The organism is Streptomyces sp. URMC 124, assembly GCF_051386455.1.
In the GTDB taxonomy this organism is placed as follows: domain Bacteria; phylum Actinomycetota; class Actinomycetes; order Streptomycetales; family Streptomycetaceae; genus Streptomyces.
Genome location: NZ_JBPQTS010000033.1, coordinates 21,830 through 35,784 on the forward strand (window position 1 = coordinate 21,830; position 13,955 = coordinate 35,784).

At 72.5% G+C, this 13,955-nt stretch carries 12 protein-coding genes; 5 read left to right on the top strand and 7 right to left on the bottom strand.

All coding sequences use genetic code 11. The features are described 5' to 3' along the window. Positions 1-7 precede the first annotated feature (7 nt). From ACSNOG_RS09820 to ACSNOG_RS09830, 3 genes are all read right to left on the bottom strand, one after another. Positions 8-1,567: a radical SAM protein gene (locus ACSNOG_RS09820; protein ID WP_436752190.1), complete on the bottom strand. Its 1,560-nt coding sequence runs from the start codon at positions 1,565-1,567 to the stop codon at positions 8-10. Positions 1,568-1,721: 154 nt separating this feature from the next. Next, on the bottom strand, positions 1,722-1,886 hold the full coding sequence (locus tag ACSNOG_RS09825) for a hypothetical protein (RefSeq protein ID WP_436752191.1): 165 nt from the start codon (positions 1,884-1,886) through the stop codon (positions 1,722-1,724). Between the two features lie 482 nt (positions 1,887-2,368). Continuing rightward, a complete protein-coding gene (locus ACSNOG_RS09830; protein WP_436752192.1) occupies positions 2,369-3,328 on the bottom strand; it encodes a 2OG-Fe(II) oxygenase in 960 nt (319 codons plus the stop codon). Positions 3,329-3,484: 156 nt separating this feature from the next. Between ACSNOG_RS09830 and ACSNOG_RS09835 the strand changes: the two genes are divergently transcribed. Continuing rightward, positions 3,485-4,801: an alpha/beta hydrolase gene (locus tag ACSNOG_RS09835; RefSeq protein ID WP_436752193.1), complete on the top strand. Its 1,317-nt coding sequence runs from the start codon at positions 3,485-3,487 to the stop codon at positions 4,799-4,801. Beyond that, on the top strand, positions 4,798-7,320 hold the full coding sequence (locus tag ACSNOG_RS09840; RefSeq protein ID WP_436752194.1) for a bifunctional lysylphosphatidylglycerol flippase/synthetase MprF: 2,523 nt from the start codon (positions 4,798-4,800) through the stop codon (positions 7,318-7,320). Before ACSNOG_RS09835 ends, ACSNOG_RS09840 begins: the two co-directional genes overlap by 4 nt. A gap of 13 nt (positions 7,321-7,333) precedes the next feature. On the opposite strand, the gene map is transcribed toward ACSNOG_RS09840, so the two are convergent. Next, complete coding sequence (map, locus tag ACSNOG_RS09845) at positions 7,334-8,101, bottom strand: type I methionyl aminopeptidase (RefSeq protein ID WP_436752195.1); 768 nt, start codon at positions 8,099-8,101, stop codon at positions 7,334-7,336. Positions 8,102-8,172: 71 nt separating this feature from the next. Here map and ACSNOG_RS09850 point away from each other — a divergent pair, with 71 nt between their 5' ends. After that, positions 8,173-8,451, top strand: a complete 279-nt coding sequence (locus ACSNOG_RS09850) for a helix-turn-helix domain-containing protein (RefSeq protein WP_436752196.1) — start codon at positions 8,173-8,175, stop codon at positions 8,449-8,451. Positions 8,452-8,581: 130 nt separating this feature from the next. Further along, the gene (locus tag ACSNOG_RS09855) at positions 8,582-9,802 is read left to right on the top strand and encodes an FAD-dependent oxidoreductase (RefSeq protein WP_436752197.1); all 1,221 of its coding nucleotides are present in this window, start codon (positions 8,582-8,584) and stop codon (positions 9,800-9,802) included. A 31-nt stretch (positions 9,803-9,833) separates the two neighbouring features. Here ACSNOG_RS09855 and ACSNOG_RS09860 read toward each other — a convergent pair whose 3' ends face one another. Then, positions 9,834-10,451, bottom strand: a complete 618-nt coding sequence (locus tag ACSNOG_RS09860) for a TetR/AcrR family transcriptional regulator (RefSeq protein WP_436752198.1) — start codon at positions 10,449-10,451, stop codon at positions 9,834-9,836. A gap of 139 nt (positions 10,452-10,590) precedes the next feature. Then, positions 10,591-11,052, bottom strand: coding sequence for a hypothetical protein (locus ACSNOG_RS09865; protein WP_436752199.1), 462 nt, complete (start codon positions 11,050-11,052; stop codon positions 10,591-10,593). A 335-nt stretch (positions 11,053-11,387) separates the two neighbouring features. Here ACSNOG_RS09865 and ACSNOG_RS09870 point away from each other — a divergent pair, with 335 nt between their 5' ends. Further along, on the top strand, positions 11,388-12,185 hold the full coding sequence (locus ACSNOG_RS09870; protein ID WP_436752215.1) for a class I SAM-dependent methyltransferase: 798 nt from the start codon (positions 11,388-11,390) through the stop codon (positions 12,183-12,185). 101 nt (positions 12,186-12,286) lie between these two features. Here the strand turns inward: ACSNOG_RS09870 and ACSNOG_RS09875 are convergent, their stop codons facing one another. Beyond that, positions 12,287-13,774 carry a hypothetical protein gene (locus ACSNOG_RS09875; RefSeq protein WP_436752200.1) on the bottom strand — a complete coding sequence of 496 codons (1,488 nt, stop codon included), beginning with the start codon at positions 13,772-13,774 and terminating at the stop codon, positions 12,287-12,289. Positions 13,775-13,955: the final 181 nt, after the last annotated feature.

Here is a 13,955-nt window from a genome sequence, read left to right on the forward strand (position 1 = left end):
GGGCTCCTCAGACGCCCGCGCAGAACTGGGCGTGGTGGCGCTCCAGCAGCCCCTGCACGACTTCGCGCATGTACGCGCAGTAGCCCGGGGACATCACCTGGATGGATCCGTTCTCCTCCTCCAGGGCGCCCGCCGAGCCGCCCGAACACGTGCCCTGGAGCTCGCAGCCCTGGCAGCCGGGCCCGTTGGTGTAGGCGCGCATGCCGTAGTCGCGGTAGGCCGAGGAGTTGAACACGCCCCGCCAGTCGTCGATGGTGCCGAGCTTGCGAGCCGTCGCCTTGCAGGCGAACACACTGCCGTTGGGCTCGATGGACAGCTGCCGGCCCACGGCCGGGCACGTCTTGTAGTCGGCCTGGGCCGCCCACTTCGCCTCGTCGGCGATCATCTGGAACGTCTGGTACCAGTAGCCGCTGAGCTGGACGCCGCGCTCGCGCCCGTAGTCGACGGCGGACAGCAGCTTCTGCGCCACGTCGTGCGGGCTGTGCTGCTCGAAGAACTCGCGCGCCTGGAAGGAGACGATCACGTCCAGGGAGTCCAGGCCGGCCTCGGCGACGAAGTCGATCAGCGGGGTGCCCCACTTGTCCCAGGTGTACTGCGACAGGACGGTGGTGATGCTGACGGGCACGCCCGCGGCCTTCATGTCGAGGATGGCCTTGCGTACCACCGGCCACGGCGTGCGCTGCTGCTGCCCGCCGCGGAACTCGCCGGTCTCGGGGACGAGGTAGTCGATCGACACGGTGGTCGAGACCCGGTAGTCGGCGAGAGCCTGCAGCAGCTCGGCGTCGATGCGCGAGCCGTTGCTCGTCATGTCGTACGATAGCGAGACGCCGTCGTGGAAGTGCCCGAAGGTGCGCAGGATGTGCAGGATCGTGTTGCGGGCGAGGGTCGGCTCGCCGCCGAAGAAGGACACGGTGAGCTCGCCGCCGCCGTTGGCCTTGCGCAGCGCCACCGCTTCGCGCAGCGTCTTCTCCGCCACCTGCGGGGACATGTGCATCGAGGGGTTGCGGGCGCCGTCGGTGCCCTCGTTCCAGTCGCCGCGGGCCAGCGTCGGCCCGCTGTCGCCGCGCGCGGTGCGCAGCTGGACGAGGACCGGGCCCGGCTTGACGGACTCCCCGGAGGTGTTGCGCTCCTCGACTCCGCCGTCGAAGTTGTAGGCGAAACAGCCCTGACAGGAGAAGTTGCACGCGTTGGTCAGCACCAGCTGGATGGAGGAGTGGAAGACGCCGCTGCTGAGCGCCTCGCCCCGGGCGGCGAGGAGTTCGTCGATCTGCGCCGCTTCGTCGTGTCCGGCCTCCACGAGGTACTGTGCCTCGATCAGGCTGTCGACGGTCTCGCTGCCGGCCCGCTCGCGCAGCAGGTCCAGGGGGATGCCCCCGGCGGCTTCGCGGAGCAGTTCGACCGTGTCGCGGTCCACCAGGCGGGCGTTGCCGAAGAGGGAGTGGAAGGCCACCGTGCGCTCGGTGCCGTCGTAGGCGTCGAGCCGGCCGCCGAACCGGGCGAAGTCACGGTCCTTGGCGGTGCGCATCGTACGGACGTAGCGGGAGGACTGGTAAACCGGAGCCGACATCGGTGGACTTCCTCCTGGAAACGGTGCGATTCGAACGGGCCGGGCCGCACCGGGCCGGAACGGGCCCGGGCGGGCCGGGGGAGAGCGCTCGTGGAACGGGCCCGCCGCGGGCGTGGATCGCGGCGGGCCCGTCGGATCCGGTGCGCCGGGACGACTAGGCAGGTGTGACCGGCGCCTTCTCCTCGGTCTCCGCGCGGACGGACTCCGCCTTCGGCACCGGGGTGATCGTCGGTGCGTTGCCCTTGTCGGGTGAGACGAACCCGCAGGGGCGCGACGACGCCGTGGGCGTCGGAGTGATCATTTTCTTGACTTCGGCCATCAACTTCTCCTCGCCGTGGTCGGGCGGTATGCGTACATACGCGGTCAGCGAATCATGGCCGGGTTGGGCCGGGGGATATTTGTTCCGGCCACTTTTTTCGGAGCGTATTACTTGATCGAGGGCGATGTGATGACCATACGGATGGCATGGATTCCTGTTCGAAAAGGGTGGCGGCGGCAGCGCGCTGAGCGCGGGGTTCCGGCCTCACCAGGCCTCATGTGAAAAATGGTCCTTCTGCTCGCCGTTCCGGGTATGCATGTGCATGGCATGGATCAAATGGCAGCGCCTTACGGGCCGTTACGGACAGGGCGGGAATCGGTGCCCGGAAGGGAAATGATCTGTGGCCCGCTCTTTTCCTGCGCCGCCCGGCGCGCCCTTCCCCGCCCGCGGTATCGCAGCCGTGCGCGCACGCCGGGGAGCGCGCCGGATTGCCCCTGCGCGCCCGGCGGACGCCGCCCGTGCCGCCGAGCGCACCCCCGGGCCTAGCGGAGGTCGTCCCACGTGACGACGGGGCTGCCGGCGCGCAGGCTGTAATCCACGGCGGGATTCCGCACGGGACGCTTCAGGCGCAGCCAGCAGGGAACGGTCGCCGGAATGCCGTCGTCGGCCGCCAGGTGCCAGAACGTATTCGAATCCTGCCGCGCGAAATAGGGGCAGAAGAGCGAGACGACCAAGGTCACCCGATGGCCCTTCGTCACGGGTGTGACCGCGTGGAAGATACGGCTGCCGTGGAGGAACAGCGTGGCGCCGCGCTCCCCGCAGTCCGCCTCCCGGAAGCGGGAATCCTGCCGCCCCGGCCCGGGGAATTCGTCCGTGCGCCCCTGGAAGTAGGTGAACCGGCCGCCGTCGTAGTCCTCGTAGCCGCTCAGCTGAAGGGTGAAGACGTAATCCATGCCGTCGCGGTGCCAGCGGACGCCGCCCTGCCGGCCGCGGCCCTCGCCGTAATTGATCTGGGCCGTGGGCAGCCGCAGCGGATGGGGGATCAGCGGGACGCCGACCCGTTTCGAGCAGGCGAGGAGGAAGTCCCGGTCGCGGATCATGTTCGCGATGAACGGCGAGAGCAGGTCGGCGGCGCGCAGTCGGCGCGTCGCGGTGAACCCGGCGTCCTGCGCCGCCCCTTCGAGCTGCCGGCACACCGTGGTGAGGCAGTCCAGCCCCTCGTCCGTCAGGACGCGCCACGGGCCGGCGATCGCGGCGTCGTCGACCCGCCCCCTCCACCGCCACAGCTCCTCGTCGCGATAGCCGAACTCCCGCAGGCTCGTCACCGCTCCGGCGCCGCCCGGCGCGACGAACCGGCTGCGCCAGGGCGGCTCCGCGGGCAGCCGGGCGCTCCGCAGGGGAGGCCGGGCGCGCAGTGCCTTGAGGACCTTGCGGAATCCTTCGGGGGCCTGGGGCAGAACGAGTGCGCCGGCTCTGCCGCTCCCTGTCGACGTCGTGGGCACGAGGCATCTCCTTCGCGGGAAACGCATTCGGCTGAACGGCCGGACGGGGCCACCGAGAATCTCCCACCGCCCCCCGTGACTGGCAAGGGCCGCGACGCGCCTTCCCGAGTTGCTGACTTTAGGGGGATATGTAGCATTTTCAGGGAGGTGCGTCGGATGCGGATCGCGGCAGGCCCGCTGGACTGGTCCCTGGTGAGCGGATGGATTCCGCTGGCCCTGCTGGCCCTGGGGCTGTGCGCCCTGGCGGTGCTCCTCCTCTCCCGCCGCCGCACCTGGTGGACCCGGTGGGCCCCGCTCGCCGTCCTGCTGGCCGCCGTCCTCACCTGGCTCCTGCAGACCGCGGTCGACGACTGGTGGCAGCCCTTCCCCGACCCCCTGCCCCTCGCCGTGGTGATCTGGGCCGGGATCGCCCTCCTCGGGGTCTGCCTCGCCGCCTTCCGCATCCCGCTGCTGCGCCCCCGGTACCGGGCCGGCGCCGCCCTCGCCGCCCTCCTCGTGGTGCTGGTGGGCGCCTCCGAGATCAATCGGCACTTCGACCAGTACCCCACCGCGCGCTCGGCCCTCAACTCCTGGCTCACGAAGACCACGAGCATCGCCGACGCCACCGGCCGCACCGAACCCGCCCTGCGCGTCCCCGCGGGGAAGGCGATCGCCGACGTCTGGCACCCGCCCGCGGGCATGGCCCGCAACGGCACCCTGTCCAAGTCCTCCGTCCCCGGCACCCGTTCCGGCTTCGACGCGCGCAGCGCCTACGTCTACCTGCCGCCCGCCTACCGGGCCTCCCCGCGCCCCCTGCTCCCCGTCGTCGTCCTCATGGCCGGCCAGCCCGGCTCGCCCGGCGACTGGATCAACTCCGGGCGGCTCGTCGACATGATGAACGCCTTCGCCGGTGAACACCGCGGCCTCGCACCCGTGGTCGTCGTCGTGGACCCGCTCGGCTCGCAGTTCGCCAACACCCTCTGCCTGGACTCCCGGCTCGGCAACGTCCAGACCTATCTGGCCGGCGACGTCCCGGACTGGATCCGCTCCCACCTCCAGGTCGCCGCCGACCGCACCTCCTGGGCGATCTCCGGCATCTCCTTCGGCGGGACCTGCTCGCTCCAGCTCGGCGTCAACGCCCCCGCGGTCTACGGGGTCGTCAACGACATCTCCGGCCAGGAGGCGCCCACCCTCGGCAGCCGGCAGAAGACCATCGAGGCGGCCTTCGGCGGCGACACCGCGGCCTTCACCGCGGTCAACCCCCTCGACGTCATGGCGCGGCAGCGCTTCCCCGGCACCAAGGCCGCCTTCGTCGCCGGCAGCGACGACGGCACCTACCGGCCCCAGCAGCGCAAGGTGTACGAGGCCGCCGTCAGGGCCGGGATGCGGGCCGAATGGGTCCTGCTCCCCGGCGGCCACAGCTGGCAGGTCTGGCGGCCCGGCCTGGAGAGACAACTGCCCTGGATCGCCCGGGAGACGGGACTGATCCGATGAGCGAGACCACCGCCCCGCCGCCCGCGCCCACCACCGGTGACAGCACCCACCCCTGGCGCGTCACCCTCGACCGGACGCTCGCCCCCGTCCGGCACGCCCCCTTCACCCTCGCCTTCCTCGCGGTGCTGTGGACCGTCGGGGCGGTCACCGGCAGCCTCGGCAGCGGGCCGGGCCCCCACCGCACGGAAGCCGTCGCCGTCGGCGTGCCCGCCCTCGCCGAAGGCCGCTGGTGGACGCCGGTCAGCTCCTTGCTGTGGTGCCCCGGGCTCGGCGGCTACATCGGCTCCACCGTCATCATCCTGCTCCTCGTCACCCCCTCCGAGCGGCGCCTGGGCGTGGCCCGCACCGCGGCTGTCCTCGTCGGCGGGCAGATCCTCGGCACGCTCCTCGGCGCCGGCATCGTCCAGCTCGGCAACCTCGCGGGGGAGTGGTGGCTGGAGGAGCTCGCCGGCGACCTCGCGGTCTCCCCGAGCGTCGGCGCCCTCGCCGTCGGCGGCGTCCTCAGCTACCGGCTCACCGCCCTGTGGCGCCGCCGCACCCGCCTCGGCATCGTCGCCTTCGCCCTCGTCATGGCCCTCTACGTCGGCCACCTCCAGGGCGTCCTGCGCCTCGGCGGCGCCGTCGTCGGCCTCCTCCTCGGCGCTCTGCTGTACCACCGGAGCGGGCCCCTGCGCCTGCGGCACTCCTCCCACACCGAGGCCCGCGTCCTCGTCGCGATCGTCGTGGCCGCCGCCGCGATCGGCCCGATGGTCGCGATCCTCTACCGGGACGCCTACGGGCCCCTCAACTCCTTCCAGCTCTACGTCTCCGTGCAGCCCACCGGTGAGGAGGTCGCCGACGCCTGCGCCGCCTCGCAGGAGGACTGCCACTTCGTCCACGCCCTGCGCAACTTCTACGACTCTCCGGCCACGGTCATGGCCGTGCTCGTCCCCGCCCTGATGCTCGTCCTCGCCGAAGGACTGCGCCGCGGGCTGCGGCTCGCCTGGACGCTGGCCGTCCTCGTCCACCTCGCCTGGATCGCCCTCTTCTCCTGGTGGCTGGACGACTTCCTCAGCCATCCCGCCGGATGGGCCGAACCCGCCGAACGCTCCACGTACGCCCAGGCCTTCGCCGAGCAGATGCTGCTGCCCGTCCTGATCGTCGTCCTCCTGATCGTCACCCGCGCCCGCTTCGACCTGCGGCTGCCGCGCTCCGCCACGCGCGGGCTCGCGGCCGTGACCGGCGGGGCGCTCGTCCTGGCCTGCGCCGCGTACGTCGGCATCGGCTACGCGGTGCGCGACCAGTACGACCCCGAGGCCACGCCGTCGGTGCTCTTCTCCGGGCTGGCCTCGGAGTTCCTGCCGCCGACGCTCCTCGCCACCTTCACCGACTGGCCGGTGCCGGTCGGCGGGACCGCGCAGGCACTGTTCCACTACTGCGGGCTCGTCTTCTGGCTCGTCACCCTGATCGCGCTGCTGGTCACCTTCCGCCGCCCGCGCCTGCACACCGACGCCGACGCCGCCGTACGCGCCCGCGCACTCCTCGTCGCCCACGGCGGATCGACGCTCAGCTACCTCACCACCTGGGACGGCAACTACTACTGGTTCGACGAGCAGGGCCGGGCCGCCGTCGCCTACCGCGTGGTCGCCACCGTGGCCCTGACCACCGGCGAGCCCTTCGGCGCGCCCGACGCGCGGGCCGGGGCCGTCGCGGGCTTCGCGCGCCACTGCGACGAGCGCGGCTGGACGCCGTGCTTCTACAGCGTCGGCGAGGAGTCCCGCGCCGCGGCGGAGGCCCTGGGCTGGCGCTCGGTGCAGGTCGCCGAGGACACCGTCGTCCCGCTGCCCGACCTGGCCTTCACCGGCAAGAAGTGGCAGGACGTGCGGACCGCCCTGAACAAGGCCAAGAAGGAGGGCATCACCGCCGAGTGGTGGTCCTACCCCGACGCCCCGGTGGCCATCACCGACCAGGTGCGCTCGATCTCCGAGGAGTGGGTCGCCGACAAGGGCCTGCCCGAGATGGGCTTCACCCTCGGCGGTCTGGACGAGCTCGACGACCCGGCCGTGCGCTGCCTGATCGCGGTGGACGGCGACCGCACGGTGCACGGGATCACCAGCTGGATGCCGGTGTACGCAGAGGGCCGGCCGGTCGGCTGGACGCTGGACTTCATGCGGCGCCGGGCCGCCGGGTTCCGCGGCTCCATGGAGTTCCTCATCGCCTCCGCCGCGCTGGGCTTCCAGGAGGAGGGAGCCCGCTTCCTCAGCCTCTCGGGCGCCCCGCTCGCCCGCAAGGCCACGGAGGAACCGCCGGCGGCGCTCCAGCGGATCCTCGACTACGGGGGGAAGGTCCTCGAACCGGTCTACGGCTTCCGGTCGCTCCTGAACTTCAAATCCAAGTTCCAGCCGCAGTACCGGCCCATGTACATGGCTTATCCGGACCCGGCAGCCCTCCCTGCCATCACCCGCGCCATCGGCAAGGCGTACCTGCCGCACGTGACGGCGGCCCAAGGGGTGCGGCTGATGCGGCAGTTCTCCGTCTGAGGAGGCGGTGGACTCACGGCAGCGTGAGCACCTGCGGGCCGTCGTCCGTGATGGCGACCGTGTGCTCGATGTGCGCGGCGCGGCTGCCGTCGGTGGTGCGCAGCGTCCACCCGTCGGGGTCCGTGCGGTAGTCGTTGCGCCCGCCCGCCATGAGCATGGGCTCCAGCGCGAGGACCAGGCCGTGCCGCAGGGGCAGGCCCCTGCGGGGGCGGCCCCAGTTGGGGACGTGCGGGTCCTCGTGCATCTGCCGGCCGATGCCGTGGCCGCCGAAGTCCTCGGGCATGCCGTAGCGCCCGGCGCGGGCGACGGTGGAGACGGCGTGGGAGATGTCCCCGATGCGGTTGCCGACGACGGCCGCGGCGATCGCGGCGTCCAGGGCCCGCCGGGTGGCGTCGATGAGGGCGGTGTCGGCCGGCCGGGGCGAGCCGACGACGAAGCTCACGGCGGAGTCACCCGCCCACCCGTCGAGCTGCGCGCCGCAGTCGATGCTGACCAGGTCGCCGTCGCGCAGCGCGTAGCCGTCCGGTATGCCGTGCACGACGGCGTCGTTGACCGATGCGCAGATCACGGCCGGGAAGGGCGTGGGAGCGAAGGAGGGCCGGTAGCCCAGGAAGGGGGAACGTGCCCCGGCCTCGCTCAGCACGGTGCGCGCCGCCTCGTCCAGCTCCCGCAGCCGTACACCGGTCTTCGCGGCGTCGCGCACCGCGGCCAGCGCGTGGGCGACGACACGGCCCGCCGCGCGCATGGCCTCCAGCTCCCCGTCGGTCTTGATCTCCACCATGGTTTCCGAACCCCCTCGGTAGGCATCCAATTCTTATACCGGTATTAGTATCACGGTCTACTATCGGGGGCATGGTGAGGACCCCTTTGACCCCCTGGGAGCGGCAGCGCGGCGAGATGCTCGGCGCCCTGCTGCGCGAGGCGCGCGGCGAGCGGAGCATGGTGGAGATCGCCGCCGCCTCGGGCCTGTCCGCGGAGACGCTCCGCAAGATCGAGACCGGCCGCGCGCCGACGCCCGCCTTCTTCACGATCGCGGCCCTGGCCTCCGTGCTGAACCTGTCGATGGAGCGGCTGGCGGCCGCCGCGGCGGCGGGTGCCGACGCGGCGGAAGGGGAAGCGCTGACGGCGTGAAGACCGCAGGGCCCCCTCGTTTCTGACGTCTTCTCGGCCCCTCCCGAAGCGGCGACTAACCGATCGGTTAGATTACTGACCGATCGGTCAGAGTCATGCGCGGATCAGCGCGCGGCGAGAGGCGGGAAGCATGGAAAACACGACGTGCTGCGTGGTGGGCGGCGGACCTGCGGGCATGATGCTGGGGCTGCTGCTGGCCAGGGCCGGCATCCGGGTGACCGTCCTGGAGAAGCACCGCGACTTCCTGCGCGACTTCCGGGGCGACACCGTCCACCCCTCCACCCTGCGGCTGCTGGACGAGCTCGGCCTCGGGGAGCGGTTCGCGGAACTGCCCTTCCCCAAGCTGGAGGAGATGCGGATGGAGATCGCCGGCACCACCGTCGTCGCGGCCGACTTCCGCCGCCTGCCCGGCCGCCACAAGTACATCGCCATGGTCCCCCAGTGGGACTTCCTCGACCTGCTGGCGAGCTCTGCCGCCGCCGAACCCTCCTTCACCCTGCGCATGTGCACCGAGGTCACGGGTTTGCGCAAGGAAGGCGGCCGCGTCACCGGCGTGCGCTACACCACAGAGGACGGCACCCCCGGCGAGATCGCCGCCGACCTGACCGTCGGCTGCGACGGCCGCCGCTCCGTCGTCCGCAGGGAAGCCGGCCTCGTCCCGGACGCATTCGACGTCCCCATGGACGTCTGGCAGGTCCGCGTGGACGCACCCCGCGGCGGCGTCAAGGACGGCCGTGTCTTCGCCCGCTTCGGCGGCGGGCAGGCCGCGGTCACGATGGACCGGGGCGCGTACTTCCAGACCTCCTACCTCATCGCCAAGGGCCGCGACGCGGAACTGCGCACCCGCGACGTGCAGTGGTTCCGCGACCGCCTCGGCGGCCTCTTCGGCTGGGACGCGGACGTCACCGGCGCGATCCGCTCCTGGGACGACGTCAAGCTGCTGGATGTGACCATGGGGCGCCTGCCGCGCTGGTATGCGGCAGGCCTGCTCTGCATCGGCGACGCGGCCCACACCATGTCACCCGTCGGCGGCGTCGGCGTCAACCTCGCGATCCAGGACGCCGTGGCGGCCGCCCGCATCCTCGCCCGGCCGCTGCGCGAGGGAACGGTGCGCCTCCACGACCTGGCGCGCGTGCAGCAGCGCCGGCGGCTGCCGACGGCCCTGGTGCAGCAGTCGCAGCTGGGCGAGCACCGGCTGATCCGCAGCGCCCTCGACGGCACCCTGGAGGCCGCCGGCCTGCCCGTGCCGATGCGCCTCCTGCGCCGGGTGCCGCCCCTGCGCACGGTCACCGCCTACCTGGGCGGCATCGGGATACGGCCCGAGCGCGCGCCCGCCTTCGCCAGGGCCTAGGCGCGCGCCGGGACGGGCGCCCGGCCCGGTCTCAGGCCCGGACCGCGAGGAGCGTGAACGTCACCAGCTCCTCGGCCGCCGCCGCGAGGTCGACGTCCGGGTGGGCGAGCCAGTGCGAGACCACCCCGTCGATCGCCCCGCCGATCGCGAGCGCCATTACCCGCGTGTCGAAAGCGCGCAGCCGGCCCGCCGCCTGACCGGCCGCCAGCAGCTCCGCCAGGGCCTGCCAGCGGCCGCCGGTGTCGTGCCGGCCCGGGGTCTTCAGCTGCGTGCCGCCCTCGTCGTCGAGGAGCATCTCGGTGATGACCCGCACGTGGCGCCGGTTGGCCTGCTGGTAGCCGACCATCGCCCGGACGTAGGCGACGAGCGCGTCCAGCGGATCCTCCTCCCGCTCCACGCGCTCGGTGACGTACGCCCCGAACTGCTCCAGCACCTGCGCGAGCGTCGCGCGCGTGAGGTTGTCCTTCGAGGAGAAGTGGTAGAGGACCGCCGCCTTGGAGATCCCGGCCCGCTCCGCGATCGCCGACAGCGACGTCGCCGGATACCCCCGGGTGGAGATCAGGTCGATGGTGCTCTCGATGATCTGCTGCCGGCGCGCCCGCTCCGTGAAGGTCGGCTCGCCGGGCCCGGCACTGCGGCGAGGGGTCATCGCGACGCCACCTCCGCCTCTCTCGCTCTGCGGCCTTCACCGTCCTCCGGCCGACGGACACCAGACCGTAACACCGCGTGTCCGCGTCCGGAGGGGCGGGATCCGGCCGGTGGCGGGTGCGGCCCCGCCGGCGGCCCGGTCAGTCCCACCAGTTGAACAGGACGTCCCCGAGGCACGCGGGCTTCCAGTAGCGGATCTCCGTCAGCTCGGCCGGGGACAGGTCGCTCACGTCGACCTCCTCCAGGGGCGTCATGAGCTCCTTGACGCCCATCACCCGCAGCCCCGCCGTCTCGAAGGCCTGCGCCCACAGCGGCGGGTCCGCGAAACCGGGCACCGGCTTGCCCTCGCAGACCGCGTCGGTGGTGAAGGCGACCACGGGCAGGTGCGCGTGGCCCAGCGCGGTGAACGCACGGCCGTACCCGTCGGTCAGGGTCGCGTGGCGGAACGTGTGCATCTCACCGGGGACCATCTCACCGGCCCGCCCCCGGGCCTCCATGGCGGCGGTGAAGCAGGCGGCCCGGAACAGCGCCGCCTCGGTCCGCGGCAGAGGGGCCTCGTGCGGCCCCCGGAACCCCGTAGCGCCCCGCGCCAGACGGATCAACGTGCCTTCCTTCCCATGGCTCTCGTCCCGTCACGCACGTATGCATCCGTGACGTCTCGCTCCTGCCTACCCAGCACAACGCGCGAACCGTCGCTGCGTACGCCCCTCCCGCAGTGCGACCGGCCCGCCGCGCCACGGCACGCGCCCCCCGGCGTGCACGCGGCCGACGCACGCGGAGCGGCCGGAAATCCGTTGGCGTGGCCGCGAGCGCCCCCGCTACCGTCACGCCGGTGACGACGGACAGCGGACAGACGGACAGCGGGCGGACGGAGGGCGAGCCGACGGGCGGCGAGCGGGCCGGCCGCGCGGAGGACTGGCGCGAGACCAACCGCGCCCTGTGGGACGAACGGGTCCCCCTGCACACGGACAGCGCCTTCTACGACCTCGCCGGGTTCAGGGCCGGCCGCAACGACCTGCGCGGATTCGAGCAGGACGAGGTCGGGGACGTCGCCGGCAAGCGGCTGCTGCACCTGCAGTGCCACATCGGCACCGACACGCTGTCCTGGGCCCGCAAGGGCGCGGACGTGACCGGCCTGGACTTCTCCGGACCGGCGGTGGCGGCGGCGCGGAAGCTGGCGGCGGAAGTGGGCGAGGAGCGGGCCCGGTTCGTCGAGGCGGACGTGTACGAGGCGCCCGCCGCGCTGCGGGGCGAGGCCTTCGACGTCGTCTACACCGGCTTCGGGGCCCTGTGCTGGCTGCCCGACCTGGAGCGCTGGGCCCGCACCGCGGCCTCGCTGGTCGCGCCCGGCGGCTTCCTGTACCTGGCGGAGTTCCACCCCGTGGCCATGTGCCTGGGCGAGGACGGCAGTGCCTTCGCCGAGGACTACTTCGCCCGCGGGCCGCTCACCTTCGACGAGCCAGGATCGTACGCGGACATGAGCGCCCCGACCCGGCACAACCGCTCGGTCGAGTGGCAGCACACCATGGGTGACGTCGTCAGTGCGGTGAGCGCCGCGGGCCTGCGCCTGGAGTTCCTGCACGAGCACGACTTCACGCTGTTCGAGTTCCTCGACGGCATGGTCCGGGCGCAGGACACCAGCGGCAGCCGGGGCGGCGGCTGCCCGGTCTACCGCCTGCCCGAGGGCCGCCCGCGCATCCCGATGGTCTATTCGCTGCGCGCGTCCAAGGCGTAGGAGTTCCGCGAGGGAAACCAGGAAAAGAGCAAGGGCAAAGGAAAGGGCACCGGCACGCACTTCGAGGCGCGTACCGGTGCCCTTGCCCGCAGGTGCGGAGCCTACTTGCGGCGGGAGCCCGCCGTGGAGACGGTTCCCTCTCCGCCCGCGAGCTTCCACTCCTTGTGGAGCGAGCCCAGCGGAATGGGCTTCTGGAAGATCGGCGTGCCGAAGATCTTCAGCTGGAGCTGCAGGGCTCCGGCCAGGTCCAGCCCGCCGTACGCGCTCCACTTGCCGGTGGCCGAGGCCGAGCCGTCGGCGGCCGCAGCGGCCCGGCCCTCCACCTCGGCCCGCAGGTACGGGGCGACGTCGGCGGTGACGCCGACCGCGCCGTAGAGACCCACGGACGCCTCGGCGCCGAGCGCGGCCTTCACCTTGCCGGCCGCGGACACCGACGCCTGGGGCGAAGTGGCCGAGAAGTCGGAGGTGTTGACCGGGGTCCAGCCCTTGCCCTTGGTGTACGTGCCGCCGACGCGGAAGCCTCCCTTGAGGTCCTCCTTGACGTCGACGTTGACGTGGCCGTCGGCGTCCACCTGCAGGTAGCAGGTGAGGCCGAGGTTGACCACGACCGGCACCGCGCCGACCTGGATGACCGGCGAGGCGTGCAGCTTGGCGAACGGCAGCCGCAGCGGCTTGCCGTCCGTCGAGGCGGCGGCCTGGCCCTTGAGCTCCCACTGGGAGGACCAGTCGCCCGACAGCGAGACCGAGGCACTGGCGGGCGCACCACCGAAGCCCGAACCGCCGCCGTCGTAGGCGAAGTTCACCTCGGGCGCCAGCTGGACGTAGCCCGATGCCGACGCGGAGGCCGACGCGGGGGCGTCCTTGGCGGTGGCGATGGACGTGCCGACGTCGAGCCGCAGGTTGCCCAGCGGCAGCTTCGCGCCCTTGGGCCCGAAGTGCAGGTCCCCGGTCTTCGCCCACGAGACCTTGACGCCCTTGACGAGCGGCTCGACGCCGACCGTGGAGGGGTCCACGGGGACCGATCCGCCGGCCTTGGCGTCGCCCAGCAGGGCGCCCATCGTGGCGGGTGCGGTGGTGACCTCGGTGCCCTTGTCGGTCGTGCCGAGCACCTTGGTGACCTTGGCGAGGACGCCGTCGGGGGCACCGGGGGCCGGGGCGCTGGCGATGACGTCGCCGACGGCCACCTGATCGTTCTTCTGGGGCTTCGCCGGCTTCTCCGGGGCGCCGCTGCCGGCCGGACCGGAGGGCGTGGGGGTGCGGCCGGGGGCCAGGCCCTTCGGGGGCTTCGCCGCACCGGAGATGACGGCGCGCCCGCTGCTGCGGTCGAACGAGGCGACCTTCAGCGAGGACTTCTGCGCGGTCTTCCCGGAGCCCGACGGGCGGGCCACGGCACTCGGCGCGCCCGCGCCCTCGGGGGCGGCCCGGACGGCGAGCTGGGGTTCCGCCGCCGGCGGACGGGCCGCTGCGGCCTTCTCGGTGCCTGCGCCCGTGTCACTGCCGGACGGCCCGGAGGCCGCGGAGCAGCCGGTGGCGAGCAGGGAGGCCGCGGTGATGACGGGTAAAGCGATGAATCGTGCGGGCTTGCGCAAATTCGGTCCTCGGAGCGTGAGGTGGGGGCGGACCGGAGCCGGAGGAGTCCGCACTCCGGCCCGCATCACACGGCATGGGCGGGTGAACCGGACGGCTACCCGCCGGTAACGGCATGATCATGCCATGGGTGCAGCTGCCCCAAGAAGCCTTAAACCACCGGCGGGCAGTGATCTGAATCAC